The sequence below is a fragment of the uncultured Devosia sp. genome (assembly GCF_964244875.1).
Classification (GTDB): Bacteria; Pseudomonadota; Alphaproteobacteria; order Rhizobiales; family Devosiaceae; genus Devosia.
On sequence record NZ_CAXTKA010000001.1, the window covers coordinates 487,441 to 509,425 of the forward strand.

General features: G+C 64.2%; 17 protein-coding genes and 1 tRNA gene. 8 read left to right on the forward strand and 10 right to left on the reverse strand.

The window, feature by feature from the left end; translation table 11 throughout:
- Positions 1 to 3 precede the first annotated feature (3 nt).
- The 7 genes from ACFE8X_RS02340 to ACFE8X_RS02370 all read right to left on the reverse strand — a co-directional run bounded on the left by ACFE8X_RS02340 (position 4) and on the right by ACFE8X_RS02370 (position 7,004).
- Positions 4 to 753 (reverse strand): TSUP family transporter, encoded by a 750-nt coding sequence (locus tag ACFE8X_RS02340; RefSeq protein ID WP_375449822.1) that lies wholly within the window; start codon positions 751 to 753, stop codon positions 4 to 6.
- A gap of 3 nt (positions 754 to 756) precedes the next feature.
- The gene (locus tag ACFE8X_RS02345; RefSeq protein WP_375449823.1) at positions 757 to 1,941 is read right to left on the reverse strand and encodes a glycosyltransferase family 2 protein; all 1,185 of its coding nucleotides are present in this window, start codon (positions 1,939 to 1,941) and stop codon (positions 757 to 759) included.
- Between the two features lie 91 nt (positions 1,942 to 2,032).
- Positions 2,033 to 2,749: an ATP phosphoribosyltransferase gene (hisG, locus tag ACFE8X_RS02350; RefSeq protein WP_375449824.1), complete on the reverse strand. Its 717-nt coding sequence runs from the start codon at positions 2,747 to 2,749 to the stop codon at positions 2,033 to 2,035.
- Positions 2,746 to 3,807: an ATP phosphoribosyltransferase regulatory subunit gene (locus ACFE8X_RS02355; protein ID WP_375449825.1), complete on the reverse strand. Its 1,062-nt coding sequence runs from the start codon at positions 3,805 to 3,807 to the stop codon at positions 2,746 to 2,748. The genes hisG and ACFE8X_RS02355 overlap by 4 nt, the downstream gene beginning before the upstream one ends.
- Positions 3,808 to 3,988: 181 nt before the next feature.
- Positions 3,989 to 5,518 carry a histidine--tRNA ligase gene (gene hisS / locus ACFE8X_RS02360; protein ID WP_375449826.1) on the reverse strand — a complete coding sequence of 510 codons (1,530 nt, stop codon included), beginning with the start codon at positions 5,516 to 5,518 and terminating at the stop codon, positions 3,989 to 3,991.
- Between the two features lie 118 nt (positions 5,519 to 5,636).
- On the reverse strand, positions 5,637 to 5,909 hold the full coding sequence (locus ACFE8X_RS02365; protein ID WP_375449827.1) for a hypothetical protein: 273 nt from the start codon (positions 5,907 to 5,909) through the stop codon (positions 5,637 to 5,639).
- A gap of 465 nt (positions 5,910 to 6,374) precedes the next feature.
- Complete coding sequence (locus ACFE8X_RS02370; protein ID WP_375449867.1) at positions 6,375 to 7,004, reverse strand: DNA-3-methyladenine glycosylase I; 630 nt, start codon at positions 7,002 to 7,004, stop codon at positions 6,375 to 6,377.
- A gap of 173 nt (positions 7,005 to 7,177) precedes the next feature.
- On the opposite strand from ACFE8X_RS02370, the gene ACFE8X_RS02375 reads away from it, so the two are divergent.
- Both ACFE8X_RS02375 and ACFE8X_RS02380 read left to right on the forward strand, forming a co-directional pair.
- Positions 7,178 to 7,801 carry a L,D-transpeptidase gene (locus ACFE8X_RS02375; RefSeq protein WP_375449828.1) on the forward strand — a complete coding sequence of 208 codons (624 nt, stop codon included), beginning with the start codon at positions 7,178 to 7,180 and terminating at the stop codon, positions 7,799 to 7,801.
- 62 nt (positions 7,802 to 7,863) lie between these two features.
- Positions 7,864 to 9,783, forward strand: coding sequence for a ubiquitin-activating E1 FCCH domain-containing protein (locus ACFE8X_RS02380; protein WP_375449829.1), 1,920 nt, complete (start codon positions 7,864 to 7,866; stop codon positions 9,781 to 9,783).
- Between the two features lie 22 nt (positions 9,784 to 9,805).
- Here ACFE8X_RS02380 and ACFE8X_RS02385 read toward each other — a convergent pair whose 3' ends face one another.
- Together ACFE8X_RS02385 and ACFE8X_RS02390 are read right to left on the reverse strand one after the other, a co-directional pair.
- Positions 9,806 to 10,828 (reverse strand): aldo/keto reductase, encoded by a 1,023-nt coding sequence (locus tag ACFE8X_RS02385; protein WP_375449830.1) that lies wholly within the window; start codon positions 10,826 to 10,828, stop codon positions 9,806 to 9,808.
- A gap of 25 nt (positions 10,829 to 10,853) precedes the next feature.
- Entirely contained in the window at positions 10,854 to 11,063 is a 210-nt protein-coding gene (locus tag ACFE8X_RS02390) for a hypothetical protein (protein ID WP_375449831.1), read from the reverse strand.
- A 333-nt stretch (positions 11,064 to 11,396) separates the two neighbouring features.
- Here ACFE8X_RS02390 and ACFE8X_RS02395 point away from each other — a divergent pair, with 333 nt between their 5' ends.
- Positions 11,397 to 13,904, forward strand: coding sequence for a hypothetical protein (locus ACFE8X_RS02395; RefSeq protein WP_375449832.1), 2,508 nt, complete (start codon positions 11,397 to 11,399; stop codon positions 13,902 to 13,904).
- On the opposite strand, the gene ACFE8X_RS02400 is transcribed toward ACFE8X_RS02395, so the two are convergent.
- Positions 13,868 to 13,944 (reverse strand) — tRNA-His (locus ACFE8X_RS02400). The genes ACFE8X_RS02395 and ACFE8X_RS02400 overlap by 37 nt on opposite strands.
- Positions 13,945 to 14,265: 321 nt before the next feature.
- Here ACFE8X_RS02400 and ACFE8X_RS02405 point away from each other — a divergent pair.
- From ACFE8X_RS02405 to ACFE8X_RS02425, 5 genes are all read left to right on the forward strand, one after another.
- Positions 14,266 to 16,800, forward strand: coding sequence for a histidine kinase dimerization/phospho-acceptor domain-containing protein (locus ACFE8X_RS02405; protein ID WP_375449833.1), 2,535 nt, complete (start codon positions 14,266 to 14,268; stop codon positions 16,798 to 16,800).
- 160 nt (positions 16,801 to 16,960) lie between these two features.
- Entirely contained in the window at positions 16,961 to 18,442 is a 1,482-nt protein-coding gene (locus ACFE8X_RS02410) for an ABC transporter substrate-binding protein (protein WP_375449834.1), read from the forward strand.
- A 192-nt stretch (positions 18,443 to 18,634) separates the two neighbouring features.
- A complete protein-coding gene (locus ACFE8X_RS02415) occupies positions 18,635 to 19,588 on the forward strand; it encodes an ABC transporter permease (protein ID WP_375449835.1) in 954 nt (317 codons plus the stop codon).
- A gap of 11 nt (positions 19,589 to 19,599) precedes the next feature.
- Positions 19,600 to 20,436: an ABC transporter permease gene (locus ACFE8X_RS02420; protein WP_375449836.1), complete on the forward strand. Its 837-nt coding sequence runs from the start codon at positions 19,600 to 19,602 to the stop codon at positions 20,434 to 20,436.
- Entirely contained in the window at positions 20,426 to 21,979 is a 1,554-nt protein-coding gene (locus ACFE8X_RS02425) for a dipeptide ABC transporter ATP-binding protein (RefSeq protein WP_375449837.1), read from the forward strand. The genes ACFE8X_RS02420 and ACFE8X_RS02425 overlap by 11 nt, the downstream gene beginning before the upstream one ends.
- Positions 21,980 to 21,985 lie beyond the last annotated feature (6 nt).

Here is a 21,985-nt window from a genome sequence, read left to right on the forward strand (position 1 = left end):
CGGTCAGGGAAAGAACAGGAGCTTCAGCGCCAGCGTGATCGAGACTACCACGACCAGGGGGCGAATCAGCCGGGCGCCATAGCGGATGCCGGTCCGGGCACCGATATAGCCGCCAACGATCTGACCGACGGCCATGGCGAGGGCCGCGGGCCAGAGGACGTCGCCGGACGGGATGAAGACTAGCAAGGCCGCCAGGTTCGAAGTCAGGTTCAACAGCTTGGTATGGCCGGTGGCGCGGATGAGGCCGAGGCCGAACAGGGTGACGAAACCGATGGTCATGAACGAGCCGGTGCCCGGGCCGAAAAGGCCATCGTAAAACCCCAGGCCAAAGCCCATCAGCGGCACGAAGCGCGCAAACGGCAGGCGCGCATGCCGGTCGGTATCGGCCAGATTGGGGGCGAACAGGAAATAGAGCGCAATGGCGATCAGCGCGATCGGGACCAGCGCGGTGAGCACCGAAATATCGAGGCGCTTGACGATCAAGGCGCCGATGACGCTGCCGCACAACGTGAGCAACACCGCCAGCGTCAGCGCGCGGACATCGATGAAGCCGCGGCGCCAATAGGTGACGACGGCCATGGCGGTGCCGCAGGAGCCCTGCACCTTATGGGTGGCGAGGGCTGCAACCGGTGGCAAGCCGACGAACAGCAACGCCGGAATGCCGATCAGGCCGCCGCCGCCCGCTACCGCATCGACAAAACCGGCGAGCAGGCCGACGCCGGCCAAGGCGAGCAAAATCAACGGATCGAGCATAAATCAGGGGGTTCCCGGACCGCCCAGGCGGCCTTCGGACAAAGGAATGTTGATCATGGAGGACATGAAGCCGCTCATCATCAATTGCAAGCCGCAAACGAGGGCAGTGAGCGCCACGATGGCGGCGCGCAGGGTGGTGCGCGGATCGAGATCGCCGAAACCGCGCTCGGCCCACTGCCCCAGGCCCCAGAACAGCGCGACGATACCGGCCAGCATCAGGACGGCGGCCAGCAAAAGGATGCGTTCGAGGGTCAGTGCCTCCAGGATGCGGCCATAGGTGCCCGAGGGCGGGATAAAGCCGTAGCGGGAGGCAAAGCGGCGGCCGATAATGGCAAAGGAAATCGATTGCAGGCCGACAATGATGCACAAGGCGGCCACGAGGAAGGTGTGGATGCCCAGGACGACGGAGCCGACGGCGACGGGTCCGTTGAGCAGAATAGCGCCGACGACGAGGCCCACCAGCATCAGGGCAATGCCCGGATAAAGAAACAACCAGCGCGGCGAAAACAGCAGCAGGAAGCGCAAATGGCGCCAGCCATCGCGAAAGGAGCGCAGATGGGGCGCGCGCGAGCGGCCGTCCTTGCCCAGGACGACGGGAACTTCACGCATATCGAGATTGGCCAAAGTGGCCTTGACCACCATTTCGGAGGCGAATTCCATGCCGCTGGTGCGCAGGTTGAGCGCCAGAATGGCGGCCCGGGAAAAGCCGCGCAGGCCGCAATGGAAGTCATTGACCGGGGTGCGGAAAAACAGCCGGCCGACAAAGGACAAAGCCGGATTGCCGATCAAGCGGTGATGCCAGGGCATGGCGCCGGGGGCGATGCCGCCAGCGAAGCGATTGCCCATGACCAGATCGGCGCCGTCGCGCAAAGCGAGCATGAACGCATCCAGATTGGCAAAGTCATAGCTGTCATCGGCATCGGCCATGATGATGAAACGGCCTCGCGCCGCGGCGATGCCACCTGCAAGAGCCGAGCCGTAGCCGATCTGGGCGACGGGGACGACACGGGCACCGCCATTGGTGGCAATGGCCTGGGAGCCATCGGTGGAGCCGTTGTCGGCAATGATGATTTCGCCGGAAATGCCGGTGCGGGCCAGGAAGGATCGGGCCTTGCCGATGCAGATGGCCAAGGTTTCGGCTTCGTTGAGGCAGGGCATCAGGATGGTGAGTTCGAGCCGTTCAATCATGTCACCCTCCCCCCGTCGATGGGCCCGTCGTGTTGTGCCGAAAATCCCCGCGAGTGGCAATGGCGGGTGCGTTGCCGCGTAAAAGCAGGCCTTAGCCGATTGTTTGCGGCGGTGGCGAGATGCCGAGCTTTGCCAGGACGGCATCGCGCTGTTGTTTTCGGTCCGGGGTCCAGGGGGCGTTGCGGGCGACGAGGAGGCAGGCCTGGCTGTGGAGCAGGACGCCATCATCGAGCACGCGGAGGGCATTGGCAGCCAGGGTCGAGCCGGTGGTGGTGATGTCCACGATGATATCGGCGACGCCCGAGGCCGGGGCGGCCTCGGTGGCACCCAGGCTTTCCACAATGCGATATTCGGCAATGCCAGCGCGGGCGAAATGCTGGCGGGTGATGGTGATGTATTTGGTGGCAACACGCAGCCAGCGGCCATGGCGCGAGCGAAAGTCGGAGGCAACATCGGCCAGGTCATGCATATGGGTAACGTCGATCCAGGCCTCGGGCACGGCGACGACGACGTCGGCCTCGCCAAAGTCGAGAGACTTGGCAAAGAGGACGGCGTCAGGACCGGCCTCGGCGGTTTCGTGGATCAGGTCGCGCCCGGTAACGCCGAAATCGATGGTGCCGCGGATCAGTTCGCGGGCGATTTCGGACGCGGGGAAAAAGCGCACTGTGATCTCGGGATAGCCATCGATGGCGCCGAGATAGGAGCGGGCGCCGCCGGGGCGGGTGATGGTGAGGCCGTTGGCGGCGAACCATTCGCGCGTCAGTTCTTCGAGGCGGCCCTTGGAGGGGACAGCAAGGGTGATGGTCATCGGGAAATTTCCGCTTCGAGACGATCGAGCCAGACCGAGCAGCCGGAGGCGGCAATCGGCGCGACGGCCCCCAGGCGTTCGAGCAGGCGATCGTATTGGCCGCCCGAGGCCAGGATTTCTCCGCTCGGGCCGGTCATTTCAAAGACGATGCCGGTGTAATAATCGAGGCGCGGGGAAAAGCCGGCATCGAAGGTGACGACAGCCTGTCCCAGGCCATTGAGATGACGGCGGATGGACGTAAGCGGGACGGAGAGATCGATGCCGGCGCCATGGACCAGGGCTTCGAGACGCGTCAGGGACTGCAGCGCCGGGCCCGAAATGGCGAGGTAGTCGCGCAAGAGGCCAAGCGTTGGCGCGGGCACGTGCTCGGCGTCGAGGGCCTGTTGCTCGAGATAGCGGTCGGCGATTTCAGCGGGGGTGCGGCCCTGGGACAGGCTTAGCCCGGCGGCGACCATCTGCTCGGTGATGTCATCGATCAGCGCCGGGCGCAAGGGCTGCTCGGCGCGGGGCAGATCGGGCGCGGCTTCCAGCCGGTTCAACAGGCGATCGAGTGCTTCGGTGTGGCCGAAGCGCTGGCGAATGCGCGAGCGCCAGGGGGCGGGCATGTCGGCCTGGGCCAGAAGGGTTTCGAACAGGCCGACGCCGCCGAGCCGGATATGGGGGCTGACGCCGAACAGGTCGAGCGCGGCGCGAGCGAAGGTCAGCACCTGATCGAGGGCGACGTCGCCGTCAGGCTGGGCGAGGAGTTCGATGCCGGCCTGATCGAACTGGGCGGGACCGGTGTCGCGCTGGCGGAAAATGGGGCCAAGATAGGAGAAGGCCGCCGGCTCGCCGACGCCGTTGGCGATGTAGTCGGCAACGATGGGCAGAGTAAAATCGGGGCGCAGGCAATATTCGGCGCCGGTGGTGGCGGTGGTCAGTAACAGGCGGCGGCCGAATTCCTCGCCGGCGAGGTCGAAATAGGGATCGGCGGGGAGCAGCAGCGGCGGGGTGGCGCGGGTGGCGCCCTGGGCTTCGACGAGGTCCTCGAGCGCGGCGCGGCGGGCGGCGGCGGTCATGGAATTTTACCTATCCACTGCGACATCCCAACCCACGGTGTCCCGGCGAAGGCCGGGGCCCATCCTGAGATGGCTCCGCATCCACAATGTTCAAATCGTCGACCTTGTGGCAACGGGATCATCTCGGGATGGGCCCCGGCCTGCGCCGGGGTGACACCGAGTGTGTTGAGAGGCTGGGTGATCATTGCTGGGACAGCAGCTTTTTGATCTCGGCTACCAAATCCTCGCGCCTGACCTCGAACTGGCCGGGACGTGCCGCTTTCCATTCGGCGTTGTCGGTAATGGCAGAAGCGGCTTGCTTGCCGGCGACAAGGTCCTTGATCTGCACGATGCCCTGCTCGCGCTCCTGGGAGCCTTCGATGATGACGGCGGGGGCGTTGCGCTTGTCGGCATAGGCGACCTGCTTGCCGAAGTTCTTGGTGTTGCCGAGGAACATTTCGGCGCGGATGCCGGCCTTGCGCAGCTCGGAAACCATGCCCTGGTAGCCGGCGGTGTGGTCCTTGTCCATGACGAGGACGACGACGGGGCCAACCGGTTCGGTGGAGGCGATGTTGCCGGTGAGCTTGAGCGCGTTGAACAGGCGCGAGACGCCGATGGAAAAGCCGGTGGCAGGGACCGGTTCGCGGCGAAAGCGGGAGACGAGGCCATCGTAACGGCCACCGCCGCCGACCGAGCCGAAGACGACCGGCTGGCCTTTTTCGTTGATGACGGGGAAGGTCAGTTCGATTTCGAAGACAGGGCCGGTGTAGTATTCAAGGCCGCGGACGACGGAGGGGTCGATCTTGATGCGGTCAGGACCGTAGCCGGCGGCATTGAACAGGCGCTGCATACCACTGAGTTCGGCAACACCTTCCACAAATTTTATGGTCGCCATCGCTGGAGCGAGGCTGTCGAGTGGGAAATCGGGATGCGGCACGATTGCCGCAGAACCAGGCCCACAGGCCTCTCCGCCCTCGATCTTGCCTTCAATCGCAATGTTGGAATGGACGAGGGCAAGGATGGCATTGGCTTGATCGTCAGTTAGGTCCGCACCTTTCGAAAAGTCTCCGCTCTCATCCTTTCGGCCCTTCCCTAGAAGCCCGCGCACCCCCTCAACTCCAAGACGATCTAGTTTGTCGATTGCCCGAAGCACTGCTAAACTTCTTCCCCCGTCGCTACCTAGTCCAAGCCCTGACAGCACACCGTCCAGCACCTTACGGTTACTTACCCGCACGACGTATTTGCCGCCGAGGCCGAGCTCGTCCATCACATCGGCCATCATCATGCACATTTCGGCGTCGGCTTCGGGGCCGCCTGCCCCGACGGTGTCGGCATCGAATTGCATGAATTGGCGGAAGCGGCCGGGGCCGGGGCGTTCGTTGCGGAAGACGTAGCCCTGGCGATAGGAGCGGTAGGGCTTGGGCAGGGTTTCGAAGTTTTCGGCGAAGTGGCGGGCGAGCGGCGCGGTGAGATCGTAGCGCAGGCTCATCCACTGCTCGTCATCGTCCTGGAGCGAGAAGACGCCGGCATTGGGACGATCGGTATCGGGCAGGAACTTGCCCAGGGCCTCGGTATATTCGAACAAGGGGGTTTCCACCGGATCGAAGCCGTAGCGTTCGTAGACGCGCTTGATCGTCTCGATCATCTGCCCGACGGCGGCGATTTCGCCGGGGGTGCGATCCTCGAACCCACGCGGCAGGCGCGGGGCGATCAGCTTGGTTTTTTCGGTCATTTCGGCATCCTGAACAGTCGGCGTGTTCGTAGCGGATCAAGGGTGGGGTGACAACAGGGGCAAGCCCCTCGCCCGGCGTGGCCTGCTGGGTGCAGACCACGCCGGGCCGGGCAGTTGGTCAGATGCCCGGCCGGCGAAGCGGATCGGGCGTGGCGACGGCGTGCGGATTGACCGGGATATCCATCCAATAAACGAGGCTGGATGGGTCCGGGGGCAGGCCGAGATCGGCCCGCAGGCTGGCGGGCAGATTGGGCGGGAGGCGCGGTCGGCTCCACCAGGCGCGGATGGCGGCAAGCAGGACGGGGACGAGCCCGCGCTGCGCGACAGCATCGGCGATGGAAAATTCGAGGCGCAGCGTGACGCTGCGCGGATTGAGCGCATCATTGATCATGGTTTTTCCGGGCGCGAGTAAACGCGGACCGGCCTCTGTTGGATGGTGGAGATGGCGGTAATCGGGGCGCAGAGCGACCCGGTTTCAGCACATCACACGTTTAGATGTTGGAGTGTCCACGGCAAGAACTGCCGGCGGCAGTGGCAGCGAGCGTCAGGCGCGCGAGCCATGCATAGGTGTAGGACCCTGGTGGAGAATGAACATGGTGGTCATGCGGTGCCTCCTTCAGGTTGGCATTGCGGACATGTCGCTGATAGCTCACGGCGGCGTGAGTTAGCAAGAGGGCATGTGGCGGGTTGACGCAGGTAAGGTGCGGTGTTGCGGGAAAGACACAGGACTTGGCGGTCGACGGCAGGGAAGACGGCCGCAGGGAGATGCGGTTGCCTTAGCCTGCGTCGATGCATGGGCGGGCGCAGGACCCCTCACCCGACTTGGCCGCTGGACGCGGTCAAGTCACCCTCTCCCTCAAGGGGCGAGGGGAAGAGGTCGCACCAAGGCATTGCGCTCGGCTTCGACCTGGGGGCGGCAGAAGCAGGTTTCGAGGTGGTCGTTGACCAGGCCCATGGCTTGCATGAAGGCGTAGCAGGTGGTGGGGCCGACGAAGGCGAAACCGCGTTTGCGCAGATCTGTCGAGAGGGCGCGGGAGGCGTCGGTCTGGGTGAGGAGGCGCAGGGCGTCGGGCGTGATCCGGGGCGGGCGATGCTCGGGGGCGGTCTCGAAGCGCCAGACATAGGCGGCGAGGGAGCCGAATTCCCCCTGCACTTGGAGCGTGCGCCTGGCGTTGTTGATGGCGGCGGCGATCTTGCCGCGATGGCGGATAATGCCGGGGTCCTGCAGCAGGCGTTCGATGTCGTCTGGAGTCATGGCGGCGACTTTCGGGACGTCGAAGCCGTGGAAAACCTGGCGGAAGCGCTCACGCTTGCGCAGGATGGTGATCCAGGACAGGCCGGACTGGAAGCCTTCAAGGCAGATTTTTTCAAACAGCCGGGTATCGCCGGTGACCGGGCGGCCCCATTCGCCATCGTGATACTGGCGATAGAGCGGGTCCTCGCCCGCCCAGGGGCAGCGGGTGACGGGGTCAAGTTGGGGTGGGATCGACCTGGGAGGGTCCGGTTGGTCTCAGTGGGGACATGCTTAGACCGTCGCCCACGCTTTTAACATCGGCGCGGTTTTCGTTTGCGTATTAGCCGGCCGCTAACCATGCCGCTTCACGCCAAGTTGGCCATTTTGGATCACAGTTGCGGCGTGATCGAAGTGCGAGTGCTGTCATGTTTTTGCGTATTGCCGCCCGGGGTTTGCTGGCGCTGGTACTGTCGGGGGCGGCCATGGCGCCGGGCTTTGCCGCGTCGCGGACGCAGCCATGGCTTTATGCGCCACCGCCGGGCATCACCATCGGCAAGGGCCCGCCGCGCCATGCCTTGATGATGAATGCCAATACGCAGGTGCATCCGATGTATCTGCGGCAGGTGGTGGCGTATGACAGCGCCGAGCGCAGCGGCACAATCGTGGTGGATACGCGCAGTCATTTTCTGTATTTCGTGCTGGGGGACGGTCGCGCGCTGCGCTATGGCATCGGCGTGGCCAAGGCGGGCTTTGAATGGCACGGCACGCATCAGGTGACGCGCAAGGCGGAATGGCCGGGCTGGACGCCGCCGGCCGAAATGCTCAAGCGCCGGCCGGAATTGCCGCGCCACATGGCGGGCGGACCGGACAATCCGCTGGGCGCGCGGGCGCTGTATATCGGCTCGACGCTCTATCGCATCCACGGCACGACCGAGCCATGGAGCATCGGCCAGGACGTCTCATCGGGCTGTATCCGCATGACCAATGAAGATGTCATAGACCTTTACGGGCGCGTAAAACTTTATACGAAGGTGGTTGTGCTTTCATAAGGATTTTCCAGCACAGTAGTTTCGCCCTGATCCGGGGCTAGACGACTTTGGGTGCCAGCGTCATGGGTTGCCTTATCAATCTGCTGAAGCAATTTCACGCCGACGAGCGCGGCGTGTTCGCGATGATCTTTGCGGTCATGGCCATCGTGCTGATCGCCCTGGGTGGCGCCGTGGTCGACTTCGTCAGCGTGGAACAGGTGCGCAATCGCGCACAGGTGGCGCTGGACGCCGCAGCGCTGGCATTGCAACGCGATATCTACGACATGCCGCAGTCCCAGATCAGCAGCAAGGCCCAGGATCTGGTGGTGGACCGGATCAATGACGATCGGGTCACCGCGCAAGTCGTAGCGGTCACCATCGATCCCGAAGTTGGATCGCTCTATCTGGAAGCGCGCGTGGAAATGCCGACCATGTTCGTGAGCCTGGTGGGTGTGCCGCAATTGGGCGCTCGCATCAGTTCGCAAGCGACGCGCGGATCGACCAATATCGAAGTGGCAGTGGCTGTCGACATTACCGGATCGATGAATGAAACGATCGCCGTTTCGTCCACCGGCGGCAGGACGCAGACCAAGGTGGCGGCGTTGCGTTCGGCGTTGAACCAGTTGATCGACATCGTGGTGCAGGACGAGCAAACCCCGACCTATTCGAAAATGGCGGTGGTGCCCTATTCGATGGCGGTCAACGTGGGTAACGCCTATGCGACAACCATCCGCGGCGCTATCAAGGCGCCGACCGCCATTACCGGAACGGCCTGGTCCAGCGGCACCGCAAAGACCATAACAGGTGCGACAAAGGCCAACCCGGTGGTCATCACCTCCAGCGGTCATGGGTTCACGACCGGAGACCGCGTCTATATCAACGGCGTTGGCGGGATGACACAGATCAACAACAAGATCTTCACCGTGACGACGCTCGACGCGAACAGATATCAGCTGACCAGCACCAACGGAACCAATTTTGGCGCGTACAGCAATTCCAGCGGAACAGCCATCGAGTGCCTGATTTCAACCTGTGAAGTAACCGTTACTTCAGCCGGTCACGGGCTCGCCAATAACGACAATGTTTATATTTACGGCCTCAAAGATACCAATAATGCCACCAACGACGCCAAGCAGAAGTTGCTGAACAACAATGCCAACGGGGACACGCAAGGCTCGTTTCTCGTCTGGCCTGTCGGATCGATCACCGCCAATAGCTTTGTGTTGGTCGGCAGTTCCCGCACCGTCGCCGATTATGGCACTTACGGCTCGGGCGGTACGGCGGCCTGCGTGCAGGCCGGTTGCCAGTATCAGTACTACGTGAACAAAAACGGCGGGTATCGCCGCCAGCAGATCAGCACCTGCGTGACCGAGCGGACGACCAATCCTTTCAATGACGCTTCGCCCGCAACGACGCTATTGGGCCGCAATTATCCAAGTTCGAGCAATCCCTGCCTAACCAGCACCATCCTGCCGCTGACCGATGACAAGACCGCGCTGCATGCGGTAGCCAACGGGCTTGTTGCCGGGGGCTCCACGGCAGGCCATACCGGGGTGGCCTGGTCCTGGTACCTGGTGTCGCCAAATTTCTCCGGGCCCTGGCCGAGCGATAGCCAGCCGGCACCTGCGAGCAAGCCGAACGTGCTCAAGGCAGTGGTGCTGATGACCGATGGCGAGTTCAACAGCGTCTATTGCAGGGGCGTGATCAGCCAGTCCTCGACCACCGGCAGCGGCGACACCAACAATCAAATCAACTGCAATGCACCCAACGGCAGCGCCTACAGCCAGGCCGAGGAATTGTGCGAGCAGATGAAAGCCGAAGGCTCCAATATCCGGGTCTATACGGTGGGTTTCGACGTGGTGGACTCCCAGAGCGCGCGAAACCTGATGCGGAACTGCGCTTCGGAACCGTCGATGGCCTATGAGGCAACCACCGGCGCCGGGCTGGCGGCGGTGTTTGCCGATATCGGGGAGAACCTGGCCTATCTGCGGCTGACGCAATAGGCCAGTTCGTTCCCCTGCCCTGCTACCAGCGGGGCTTGCCGTCCATCATGCCGGGGGCGGTGCATTGGGCAATGGCGTCGCGCTCATCCTGGGTGAAGGCCAGATTGTCCAGTGCGCCCAGATTGTCCTGCAACTGGGCCAGTGTGCGCACCCCGATCAGCGCCGAGGTCATTTCAGGGCGCCGCAGCACCCAGGCCAGCGCCAGTTGCGGCAAGGTCTGGCCGCGAGCCCTGGCGATGGCGGCAAGGGCGTCAATCGCGGTCAGGGTTTCGGGCTTGATATTGGCAGCCTTGAGGAAGGGATTGTTGGAGGTACCGCGAGCCCCCTGGGTATCGCCGGTATTGTACTTGCCCGACAATATGCCCTGCGCCAGAGGCGAAAAGGCGATCATGCCGATGCCCAACTCGCCGCAGGCATCGATGGTGCCGTCGTTCTCGATCCAGCGATTAAGCATGGAATAGCTGGGCTGATGCAAGACGCAGGGCACACCCAGGCCGGCGAGGATGGCATGGGCCTGGCGGGTCTGCTCGACCGGATAATTGGAAATGCCCACATAGAGTGTCTTGCCCTGCGCCACGAGCGTCGCCAGAGCGCCCATGGTTTCTTCCAGGGGCGTGCGGGGATCAAAGCGATGGGAATAAAACACGTCGACATAATTAAGACCGAGACGTTTGAGGCTCTGATCGGCCGAGGCGATCAGGTTCTTGCGGCTTCCCCATTCGCCATAGGGGCCTTCCCACATGTTGTAGCCTGCCTTGGACGAGACGATCAGTTCGTCGCGATAGGGCCGGAAATCGCGCGCCAGCACCTGGCCGAACAATTCCTCGGCCGCTCCGGGAGGGGGGCCATAATTGTTGGCGAGATCGAAATGGGTAATGCCGGCATCGAAGGCTGCGCCCAAAATCTCGAATGCCGAGGGATAGTCGCGCGTGCCGCCGAAGTTCTGCCAGAGCCCGAGACTGATCGCGGGCAATTTCAGCCCCGAGCGCCCGGCGTGGCGATAGTGCATGGTTTCATAACGGTCGGCGGCGGCACGATGGGTCATGGGATTTCCAGTGCAATGGCAGCGGCTAGCGGCGCGCGCCGGTGTTAAGATCGAAGACATGGACCAGGGACGGGGCGATGGCGGCGGGTAACGCCATGCCAGGCACGATGTCAAGAGCGCCGTCCACGATAGTGGTGAGGTTCTGGCCGGCCATGTCGATCATTGAAGGGGCTTGGGTGCGCTCAACCAGGCTGATGGTCATCGTGTCGGTGGAGAGCGGATGGGGGCCACTCATTAGTTTTCCTATCTTTTGGCAGGTGACCGGACAGTCACCCTCAGGTTTCAATCGCTGTAACCAGAGCTGATTGGTGGCCCGGGTCATGCCCCAATGATGATTTCAGGCTGGCCGTCGCACCGGTTTGATTGCCTTGGAGGTATTCGGCACGGCATGATGGAGGTGCGTCATCGGCAGGAAGAAGATCGTGCGAAAGGCGGGCGATAATTGGAGCGTCACGTATGCGGCGCTGATGGACGTGTCAGCACCGGCACGATGGTGGCGTTTAGGGGAGCAGGATGCAAGCCTGGGCCATGTTCCGGTTCCCTTTTGGCGATGAGCAAGGATTGAGCCATGACGGAGGCCCTGCAAACGCTGCGGCGAGGCGATAGCCTTGCGACGTGGCAAGTTTCGGCTGTCATTGCCCGCGATTTTGCGGGCGAGCCGGCGCCGGCGCACGATCCGCAGCATTATCACTACGTCAACGGTTTCGTCGATGTCGGGGACCTGCCCTGCCGGGTGGCAACGTGGCGGGAGGTGGCGACGCGCGAGCGCGTGCTGGAGCGCGACTGGGCGGTGGAGGCGTTGTATCTGCCGGGGCCCAACCGGCGAGTGGCGTTTTCGCAATTTTGCCATACGCCGATGCGGCTGGAGCGCTGGTGCCGCACCTGGCTGACGACGCAGGCAGACCGTTTCGTTTCGTTTCGCCTGTTCACGCGCGGCGGCATTCACATCTGGGTGGATGGCCAGTTGGCCGCGCGATTCGAGCCGTTCACCCGCAACAGCACGGAAAGCAGCGTGGTGCATCTGCCGCTGCGGGCAGCGGGCAGCGAAGTGGTGGTGCTGACCGAGGACATGGCTGAGCGCGACACCGACTGGTTTTTCGAGCTGGTGCAAATCGACGATGTCGCGGTGGGCGCCAACCTGCAGGGAACGACGGCGCCAACCCGATCGGCGAGGCTGGCGCAGCTTGCGGAAGAGGTGCGTTGCGCCGGCGAAGTGGTCAGCACGGGGCCGATCCGGCTGGTGTTCGACACACCGGCAGCGGAGCCGGTCAGCATTGCCGCGCGGATCGGATCGACATCGCATGATCGCTCGGGGCTAATCGAAGCGAGCGTGACGCTGGCGCCGGGGCAGACGGGCGTCGATCTGTGCGACACGCGCGCGGTGCCGCAAGGTTATGTGCAGATCGCGCTGGTGTTGCGCAGCGGCACTGCCAGCGTGGAGCGCACGATCGGCTGCGCGGTGCTGCGATCGGTCAGCCCGATGCGGCTTGAGGGAGATCTGCCAGAGCGCAAGGCGCTGGTGCTCGACTATCTGGCGCGGAACGGCGAGTTGCGGATGGGGACGGCGCTGGCAATGCTGGCGGCCGGACACGCGTTGGACGAGCGCTTCCGCACCATTGTCGAGCGGACGCTGGATATAATCGAGGCCCGGCACGATTGCTGCGACTTCGTGCTGGTGCCGCTGCTTTGGGCGATCGAGCGCTACGGCTCGGCCTTTCCGGCCGATTTGCTAGAGCGGGCACAGGTCGTCATCCTGGGCTTTCGCTATTGGGTGGACGAGCCGGGCAATGACGTCATGTGGTTCTGGAGCGAGAACCACGCGCTGTGCTTTCATGTGTCGCAGCTGCTGGCGGGCGGGCTTTATCCCGAAGCCGTGTTTTCAGCTTCCGGCAGGACCGGCGCCGAGCAGCGGACGCTGGGGGCGCAGCGGCTCGGGCTATGGTTCGATGCAATCGAGGAGGATGGGCTCGCCGAGTGGAACTCGGCGGCCTATTACCCGGTCGACCTCGTTGGTCTTCTGGCGCTGGCGGAATTGGCCGCGCCGGAACTGGCGGCGCGCGCGGTCGCGGCCTGCGATCGCATCTTCACCATCGTCGCGCTGCACAGCACGGCAGGGGTGCCGGCCGGCAGCATGGGCCGGGCCTATGACAAGGAATTGCGCGCCGGTCCGCTGACCGAGCTGGCGCCATTTGTGGCCCTGGCCTGGGGGCGCGGTTGGCTGAACCGCGGGGTCGCCGCATTGCCGGAGTTTGCGGCAAGCGGCTATGCGCCGCCCGAGGGCCTGGACCGGCTGGCCTGGCCGGCGGCGGACGTGGCGATCACGGCTCAGTTTCGCCAAGGCTTTGGCGAGGCGGCACGGCTGCATCTGTTCAAGACTGCCGATCTGCAATTGTCCACCAACGCAGCGGCCAAGGCAGGCAGCTATGGTCACCAGCAGCATGTGGTGGATCTGCTGTTCGCCCAGCATCCATTCGCGCGGGCCTGGATCAACCATCCGGGCGAGGACGATCCCTGGGGCAGCCAGCGCCCATCCTATTGGGCGGGCAATGGTGTGCTGCCGCGCGCGGCGCAGCGGGATAATGTCGCGATGTTGCTGTATGATCTGGGACCGCAGCCACGGTTGCCGTTCACCCACGCCTATGTCGCGGCGGAGGTCATTACAGTGGAGGCCGGGCTGGGCCGGCTGGTGCTGCAGGCAGGCGATGGGTTGGCGGCGCTGCTGTGTACCGCCGAGCTGGCGATGGTGACGCGCGGGCCGGCGACGGGCCGTGAATGGCGCGCCGATGGCACGAAGGCGGGCTGGGCAGTGGTGGCCTGCCCGCACCGGGACGCGGCGCGGTTCCGGGCCGAGATCGCCGCTGCGAGGCTGGAGCTGATCGGCGACCGCACGTTACGCTATAGCGGCGCCGAAGGGGTGCTGGAGCTGGACTGGGAAACGGGCCAAGGCTGGGACAGTGGCCAATATGGGCCGGAGCCGAGAACCGTGGAAACGGTTCGGGGCTTCCAGGCGACGATGGACGGCACCAGCGCGGCGGGGAATGGTACCACCTCTCGGGATCGAACCGAGGACCTCTAGATCCACAATCTAGCGCTCTAACCAACTGAGCTAAGGCGGCACGACTGTTTGGCGGCGGCTTGGCTTACCCCCGAAAACGGCCGGAACATAGGTTGAGTTCCCCAAGATGACAAGCACCCATTTGCAGCTTGCCGTAAGGATAGCCGAGCGTGGTGCAAGAGGCTGCAAGCCTTGCGCGCTTAACCATCCCGAGGTTTGAGGGCGTTCGGCAAGCGCCCGGCTATGGACCGGCCGATGCACGCACTATATTGAGAAATCGTAAAGTTTGTTGGAGCAATGTGCCAGGCTGGCACATCCATGGCTCGCCAGTGGTCATCAGTAGCGTCGGATCGGGTTTTGGACTTTCATGGACGCTGAGTGGATGACATCGCCGAGCGCCCGCCGCGTGCAGCAGCATGAAGGGGACTCACGCCCGGCCTGGTTGTGGGCGCAGGACGGACAAGCGCTGATCTGGCAAAACGACGCCGCGCATCTGTTCCTGGCCAAGCTGAAAAAGCATGGCCTCAAGCTGGCGCCGCCGGCCGTGCCGATCAAGGGGCAGGTCGCGCGCACCATACGATTGGGATCGGCGGGACGAAGCAGCCTGGCGCGCATCCAGTTCCTGGCGGGCGACAAGCCGGCATCGAGCACCTGCGCGGTGACGCCACTGCCGTGGCAGGACGGCCAACCCGCATTGCTGATCGTGGGGGTCGATCCGATCGAGCCGGAAATCCTTCTGGCGGCGGAAAAGGCACGCAAGGGCGGCGAACCGGAAGCGTTGGCAGAGGCACAGGTGATCGAGACGGTACCAGCTCAAGATCTGGTGCCGGAGGAGCCCAATGCCCCGGGCGCGGCGATCGAGACGGACGATCATGCCTATGAGCGCGAGCTGGAAAGCTGGCGCGGGCTTGATCAAGACCAGGCCTATGCGACGGTGGCGCACGCGGACGAGGCGAACGACGGCGCCGTTAAGGCGACGGAAGACATTGTGACACCCCAAGCCAGCGCGACACCGGCGCCGGTGCTGAGCCGGCTGTCGAGCCTGGTGGACCGGCTGGCGGCAGACAATCTGCTGTATACGCCGCTGGACGAGCGACGCGAGATTGCGGCGACAGAACCGGCCGGTGAACCAGCGCCGGAAGACCCGCTGCCAGACGAGGCGCCGCGGCGATTGTTCCGGGTCACGGGGCGCGGCTTGACGCGCGCCGGCGAAGCGCGGATCAGCGACGCCGAAGCGGACCTGGGCGATCTGGAGCGCCTGGACGAGGCGTTCAAGCCAGAAGACGAGGTGCCTGAGGAACTGGATGACGTCCGGCCAAGCCAGGCCGAGATGGACGCCGTCGCGGCGGCGCTCAAGGCGCTCGGGCCGAGCGGTGGCGTGCCGGACAGCGACACCGTGGAACGGGTATCGCGCTATAATTTCGATGAGCTGTCGCGCATCCTCAATGACCGGGTGGGCGAAACGGCGCCGCAACCGAGCCTGCCCAAGCCGGTGGAGCCACCGGCGACGATGGGCGCCCTGGTCAATCTGGGTGGTGAAACGCTGGTGCTGAACCGGCTGCCGCTGGGCATATTGGTGTTTCGCGACCAACAGATCCTGTTCGCCAACCGGGCGATCACGGGGATGGTGGGTTATGATTCGGTGGAAAACCTGCGCGCGGGGGGGTTGTCGTCGGTGTTTCCGGCGGCAGGTCCCGACACACAACAAGCCGGACCGGTGAACCACCTGGTGCAGCGCGACGGCACGCTGGTGCCGGTGACGGCGCGGCTCCAATCGATCTCGTGGCAGGGTCGCCCGGCCCTGATGCTGTCGGCGAGCGCGACCGAAGTGCGCACCGGGCATGAAGGCGCCGTGCGCGCGTTTGCCGAGAGCTTTGCCGAAACGCGCGGCGATGGCTTTCTGGAAACCAACCGCGGCGGCGTGATCAGCGCGATCAACGGCAAGGCGGTCGCTTTACTGGGGCAGAACGAGGCGGCGTTGACCGGAGTGGCACTGAGCCAGGTGGTGGCACAGCAGGATTTGACGGCCCTGCAGGAATTTCTCGAACGGCCGGCGCGTTTTGCCGAAACCGCTCGGCCCTGCGTCAGCCTGCGCAGCGCGCAAGGCGCGGCCGAGGTGCTGCTGTTTGCGCAAGGGCAGGCCGGCACGGTGACCGGCTATTTCGGCTTCGTGCACCGGCCCGAACGCCATGCGCCGATCCAGCTTTCGGGGCCAGTGGAAGCCGATCCGGCGCTGCTGGCGCGGATCAGCCGGGGTGTGCGGCGGCCGCTCAATACCATTATCGGGTTTTCCGACCTGATCCGCTCGGAGGCCTTCGGGGCGCTGGATAACGCGCGCTACGAGAGCTATGCCAATGACATCGCTGCCGCCGGCCACGAGATCGCGGCGCTGGTAGACGAGCTGGACGATTTCACCCGGCTGCGCGACGGGCGCTATCTGCCGCAACGCGCGAGCATCGAGTTGACCGGCCTTCTGGAAAGCTGCGTCGTGCGCATCCGGCACCAGGCCAGCAATGCGCGGGTGATCGTACGCAATGCCATTGCGGAAAACCTGCCCAGGGTCACGGCGGACCGCGCCTCGCTGGCGCAGGCGGTGCTGAACCTGTTGGCGAGTGCGATCGACCAGACGCCAAGCGGTGGGGCGGTGGTGATTTCCGCGCAGCTCGAAGAGAGCGGCGGAATTTCGGTGCATGTGCGCGACAGCTCGACCAATGCGGTGGACCTGGCCGAGCGCTTCGTGGTGTTTCGCGACGGCACCGGACGGGACGGGCGCATGTTGGCGCCGGTGCGATCCAGCGTGGGACTGGCCCTGACGCGCTCGCTGCTGGCTGTCAACGCGTTCTCGCTATCGGTCGATCCTGCCGGGGCGCAGGGCCTGCTGTTTTCATTGTTGATCCCGGCCGATCTGGTGGAGTAACTGCCATGCCGGACAAAGCCGCGCAGACTATTGCTGCCGGGCAGAGTTGTTTTAGCAAGGTATGATGTACAGCGTTGCTGCCATCTCGGTGGCGATCCGTTATATCGTCGAGCGATCAGGACGGTGCGGACACCGGCCGTCGCAGCTTTGGAGATTGACTATGGGCAAGTTGATTGGCGGCCTGGGCCTGGCATTGGTGCTGATGACGGCGTCGATGGGCATGGCCTGGGCGGCGCCGACCGAAATCCGCATCGGCGTGGCACTGGAGCCGCCAACGCTCGATCCGACGGCGGGGGCGGCCGAGGCCATCGATATCGTGGTCTATCAGAACATTTTTGAAGGCCTGACCCGCATCGACCAGAACGGCGCGGTGCAGCCGGGGCTGGCCACGTCATGGACGATTTCGGACGATGGTTTGACCTATGTGTTCAAGCTGGCCGACGGCGTGACGTTTCACGACGGCACCAGCTTTGATGCCGAAGACGTCAAGTTCAGCTTCGACAGGATAGCGGCGCCCGACAGCGTCAATGCGCACAAGGAATTTTACGCGGTGATCACGAGCGTGACGGTGATCGACCCGCTGACGGTGGAGTTCACGCTGAGTAAGCCGGTGGGCCGGTTCCTGTTCGATATCGGGCGTGGCGATGCGGTCATCGTGGCCCCCGAAAGCGCGGCCAACAACGCGACCAACCCTATCGGCACCGGGCCGTTCAGCTTCGTGCAATGGGACAAGGGCAGCCGCGTGGTGCTGGAAGCCTACGGTCCTTATTGGGGCGGGCCGGTGGCGTTGACCAAGGCCAGTTTCGTGTTCATCAGCGATACGGCCACAGTGACCAATGCGCTGCTGGCCGAAGATATCGACGGCACCAATAATTTTGCGCCCGAGGCGCTGGCCGTGTTCGAGAGCGATCCGCGGTTCAAGGTGCTGGTGGGCACGACCGAAGGCGAGACGATCCTGGCGACCAACAACAAGAAGCCGCCGTTCGATAATCTCAAGGTGCGCCAGGCGATGGCGCATGCGCTGGACCGCAAGGCCATCATCGATGGCGCGACCTATGGCTATGGCACCCCGATCGGCAGCGCCTTTGCGCCGCACAATCCCTATTATGTCGATCTGACCGGCACCTATCCCTTCGATCCGGAAAAAGCCAAGGCGCTGCTGGCCGAAGCAGGATATCCGGATGGGTTCAGCGCCACGCTGAAATTGCCGCCGGTCGGCTATGCGCAACTGAGCGGGCAGATCATCGCGTCGCAGTTCGCCAAGGTGGGCATCAAGCTGGAGCTGATCAACATCGAATTTGCCCAATGGCTGGACGATGTTTACGCCAACAAGGATTTCGATCTGACCATCATCAGCCATGTCGAGCCGTTCGACATAGGAAATTACGCCAATCCCGACTACTATTTCGGCTACGACAATCCACAGTTTCAGGCCCTGATCGAGACGCTGAATGGTACGACCGACGAGGCCAAACGCAAAGAGCTGGCCATCGAGGCCCAGACCATCATCGCCAACGACGCGGTCAACGGCTATCTGTTCGAGCTGGCGCAGACCGGCGTGTGGAATGCCAAGCTCGAGGGCATGTGGCAGAATTCGCCGATCGAAGGACTGGTGTTGCGGGATATCCATTGGGTGGATTGAGGTTAGGCTCAACACCACGGGGGTGACTAAGCCCCCCCAGCTTATCCCTCCCCCACGACGGGGGAGCAGGCCCTCCCGATCGGTCTTTGTAGCCACCAGTATCGTTCAAGCGGCCTCATCGTCTCCCGCCCTGTTGTGGGGAGGGGCCAAGGGCTGGAGGCCGGTTAGCACCTATCTGCCGGCGCCTGCCCGATGACCCTCTTCATCCTCAAGCGTTTCGTCGGCTTTGCCGTGACCCTGCTGGTGGCGGCGGCGGCGATTTTTTACCTGCTGGATCTGCTGCCGGGCGATTCGGCGCAGTTCATTTTGGGGATCAATGCGAGCCCCGAGGCGGTGGCGCAGTTGCGGGTGCAATTGGGGCTCGACGCGCCGGCGCATGCGCGCTTGCTGGGCTGGATCGGCGGCATGCTGCGAGGCGATCTCGGGATATCCTACACGCAGGGCGCGCCAGTGGCGCAACTGATTGCGGAGCGGCTGGCGGTGACGTTGCCGCTGGCGGTGTTTGCCATGATCATTTCAATGCTGGTCGGCCTGCCGCTGGGCATTTTCGCCGCACGGATGCGCGGGCGAGTGCCCGACACCGGTATCATGGTTCTGGCGCAGCTGGGCGTGGCGATACCCAATTTCTGGTTTGGAATGCTGCTGACGCTGGCGTTTGCGGTTGGTCTGCGCTGGCTGCCGCCGGGCGGGTTCACGCCCTGGGACGAAGATGCGGCCCAGGCGTTGCGAGGATTGATCCTGCCCAGCCTGGCACTGGCCTTGCCACAGGCCTCGATCCTGGCGCGGGTGATGCGCACGGCCCTGGTGGACGTGCAGGGGCAGGACTTCATTCGCACGGCGCGCGCCAAGGGCCTGACCATGGGCGAGGCCGTCTGGCGGCATGGCGTGCGCAATGCGCTGCTGCCGGTATTGACGATTTTGGGGTTGCAGTTCGCGTTCTTGGTGGCCGGCACGATCATCGTGGAGAATGTGTTCTACCTGCCGGGGCTGGGGCGGCTGATCTCCACGGCGATTTCGGAGCGCGACCTGATCCTGGTGCGCGGGGCGGTGATCGTTTTGATCGTGGCGGTGACGGTGGTGATGCTGGTGGTGGACCTGCTTTCGGGGCTCGTCGACCCGCGCCTGCGGGACGGGGGCCGCCGATGAGGCGGGCCCAGATGTTATGGACGCATTCCAGCCTGTGGCTAGGGCTGGCGGCGACGCTGGTGTTCACCCTATTGGCGCTGACATCGCTGGTGTGGACGCCCTACCCCATCGATGCCATCGATATCGGCAGCCGGTTCATGGGACCCAGCGCGACTCACTGGCTGGGCACGGACAATCTGGGGCGGGACTTGGCGAGCCTGGTGATGTCGGGAACGCTGACCAGCTTCGTGGTGGCGGCGGTGGCGGTGGCGATCGGCGGCGGTATTGGCGTGCCGCTGGGCCTTGCGGCAGTGGCATGGGGGGGGCCGCTGGAATGGCTGGTGCTGCGGTTTTCCGACTTCGTATTCGCTTTTCCTGCCGTGATCGTGGCCATCCTGATCACGTCGCTTTATGGACCGGGCGCGATCAACGCCATCATCGCCATCGGCGTTCTCAATATTCCGATCTTTGCCCGGGTGGCGCGGGGCGGGGCAATGAGCCTGACGACACTGGATTTCGTGGCGGCGGCGCGGCTGGCGGGGCTGGGCAATGTGGCGATCGCCTATCGGCATCTGCTGCCCAACATATTGAGCCTGATCATCGTGCAGGGCACGATCCAGCTGTCGCTCGGCATTCTGGCAGAGGCGGGGCTGAGCTATATCGGGCTCGGGACGCAGCCGCCGGCAACCAGCCTGGGGCTGATGCTGCGCGAGGCGCAGAGCGTGTTCCTGCTCCATCCCTGGCTGACGCTGGTGCCGGGGTTTTGTATCGTCTTGATTGTCATTGCGCTCAACCTGGCAGGCGACGGGCTGCGCGATGCGATCGATCCGCGTCTCAAGGCAGAGGGAATGCAGCGCCATGCTGCTTGAGGTTGACGGGCTGACGGTGCGGTTTGGGGCCAAGACCGTACTGGCGGACATGGCAGTGAGCCTGGAGCGCGGAGAGCGCTTCGGCATTGTGGGGGAAAGCGGATCGGGCAAGACGCTGACGGCACTAGCGATCACGGGGTTGCTGCCGGAGGGCGCTGCGGTCAGTGGATCGATCAAGATCGATGGTGTGCCCCTGCCCCGCTCCGAGCGCGAAATGGCACGCCTGCGCGGCAAGCGCATCGGCATGGTGTTCCAGGAGCCGATGACGGCGCTCAATCCGCTGATGCGGGTAGATGAACAAATCGAGGAGGCGATCCGGATCAATGCGGTGGCGAGCGCGCCGCAGATCGAAGTGCCGAACCTGCTCAAGGAGGTGGGGCTGGAGCTGCGCCATGGCGAGCGGTTTGCGCACCAGCTCTCTGGCGGGCAGCGGCAGCGGGTGATGATCGCCATGGCACTGGCCAGCCAGCCGGACATCCTGATCGCCGACGAGCCGACATCGGCGCTGGATCTGATTACCCAGAGGCGGGTGCTCGACCTGATCGCGGAAATCTGCACGCGGCGGCAGATGGCGCTGCTGTTTATCAGCCATGACCTGAAAGCGGTGGCCTGGCTGTGCAGCCGGGTGGCGGTGATGCACGATGGGCTGCTGGTGGAAACGGGGCGGGTACGAGATGTTTTGGGTGCGCCTAAGCAGCCGTATACGCAAAAGCTGGTTGCCGCATCGCGGTTCGAGCTGCCGTCGGCGGACCGGTCGACGGCTGGCGAGACGCTGTTGCAGGTGCGTGGCGTCAGCCGGGTCTATCGGCAGGGCGGCCTCTGGCCGTTTGCCGGCAAGCCGTTGCGGGCGGTGGATGATGTCAGTTTTGCTGTGGGCACGGCGGAGTGCGTGGCGCTGGTGGGGCCATCGGGATGCGGCAAGACCACGCTGGCCAAGATCATCGTCGGGCTGGATCAGGCGAGCAGCGGCGACATGGTTTTTGCCGGGGAAGCCTATCATGGCCATGACCTGCCGAAGGCGCGGCGGCGCGACATATCGCTGGTGTTCCAGGATCCGTTCGGCAGCTTTGATCCACGATTGACCATCGCTCAATCGGTCGGCGAGCCGCTGCGGCTGGAGCGGCTCGACGGCGGGGCGCGGGCGGAACGGATGATCGAGGCGGTGGAGGCAGTCGGGCTGAGCCGGGAAATGCTGGGGCGCTATCCGCACGAGTTTTCCGGGGGACAGCGGCAGCGGTTGGCGATCGCACGGGCACTGGTCACCAGACCCAGGCTGCTGGTGCTGGATGAGCCGGTGTCGGCGCTGGACGTATCGGTGCGCGGGGAGGTGCTGGCGCTGTTGGCGCGGCTGCGGGCGCAATTCGGGCTGACCTACCTGGTGATCAGCCACGATTTGGAGATGGTGCGCGCCATGGCCGACCGGGTGCTGGTGATGGAGGCGGGGCGGATCGTGGAGGAAGGCAAGCCCAGTGAGATATTCAGCCGGCCGCAACACCAATTGACGCGGGATTTGGTCGCGGCGCGGTTGCCGGAGGTGGGGTAAGCGGGC

Excerpts from the sequence above, each read along its gene's own strand:
- ACFE8X_RS02340 (WP_375449822.1), bottom strand. The coding sequence starts at position 753 with ATGCTCGATCCGTTGATTTTGCTCGCCTTGGCCGGCGTCGGCCTGCTC.
- ACFE8X_RS02385 (WP_375449830.1), bottom strand. The coding sequence starts at position 10,828 with ATGACCCATCGTGCCGCCGCCGACCGTTATGAAACCATGCACTATCGC.
- ACFE8X_RS02345 (WP_375449823.1), bottom strand. The coding sequence starts at position 1,941 with ATGATTGAACGGCTCGAACTCACCATCCTGATGCCCTGCCTCAACGAA.
- ACFE8X_RS02410 (WP_375449834.1), top strand. The coding sequence starts at position 16,961 with ATGGGCAAGTTGATTGGCGGCCTGGGCCTGGCATTGGTGCTGATGACG.
- ACFE8X_RS02420 (WP_375449836.1), top strand. The coding sequence starts at position 19,600 with ATGTTATGGACGCATTCCAGCCTGTGGCTAGGGCTGGCGGCGACGCTG.
- hisS (WP_375449826.1), bottom strand. The coding sequence starts at position 5,518 with ATGACCGAAAAAACCAAGCTGATCGCCCCGCGCCTGCCGCGTGGGTTC.
- ACFE8X_RS02365 (WP_375449827.1), bottom strand. The coding sequence starts at position 5,909 with ATGATCAATGATGCGCTCAATCCGCGCAGCGTCACGCTGCGCCTCGAA.
- ACFE8X_RS02395 (WP_375449832.1), top strand. The coding sequence starts at position 11,397 with ATGACGGAGGCCCTGCAAACGCTGCGGCGAGGCGATAGCCTTGCGACG.
- ACFE8X_RS02375 (WP_375449828.1), top strand. The coding sequence starts at position 7,178 with ATGTTTTTGCGTATTGCCGCCCGGGGTTTGCTGGCGCTGGTACTGTCG.
- ACFE8X_RS02380 (WP_375449829.1), top strand. The coding sequence starts at position 7,864 with ATGGGTTGCCTTATCAATCTGCTGAAGCAATTTCACGCCGACGAGCGC.
- ACFE8X_RS02425 (WP_375449837.1), top strand. The coding sequence starts at position 20,426 with ATGCTGCTTGAGGTTGACGGGCTGACGGTGCGGTTTGGGGCCAAGACC.
- ACFE8X_RS02355 (WP_375449825.1), bottom strand. The coding sequence starts at position 3,807 with ATGACCGCCGCCGCCCGCCGCGCCGCGCTCGAGGACCTCGTCGAAGCC.
- hisG (WP_375449824.1), bottom strand. The coding sequence starts at position 2,749 with ATGACCATCACCCTTGCTGTCCCCTCCAAGGGCCGCCTCGAAGAACTG.
- ACFE8X_RS02390 (WP_375449831.1), bottom strand. The coding sequence starts at position 11,063 with ATGAGTGGCCCCCATCCGCTCTCCACCGACACGATGACCATCAGCCTG.
- ACFE8X_RS02405 (WP_375449833.1), top strand. The coding sequence starts at position 14,266 with ATGACATCGCCGAGCGCCCGCCGCGTGCAGCAGCATGAAGGGGACTCA.
- ACFE8X_RS02415 (WP_375449835.1), top strand. The coding sequence starts at position 18,635 with ATGACCCTCTTCATCCTCAAGCGTTTCGTCGGCTTTGCCGTGACCCTG.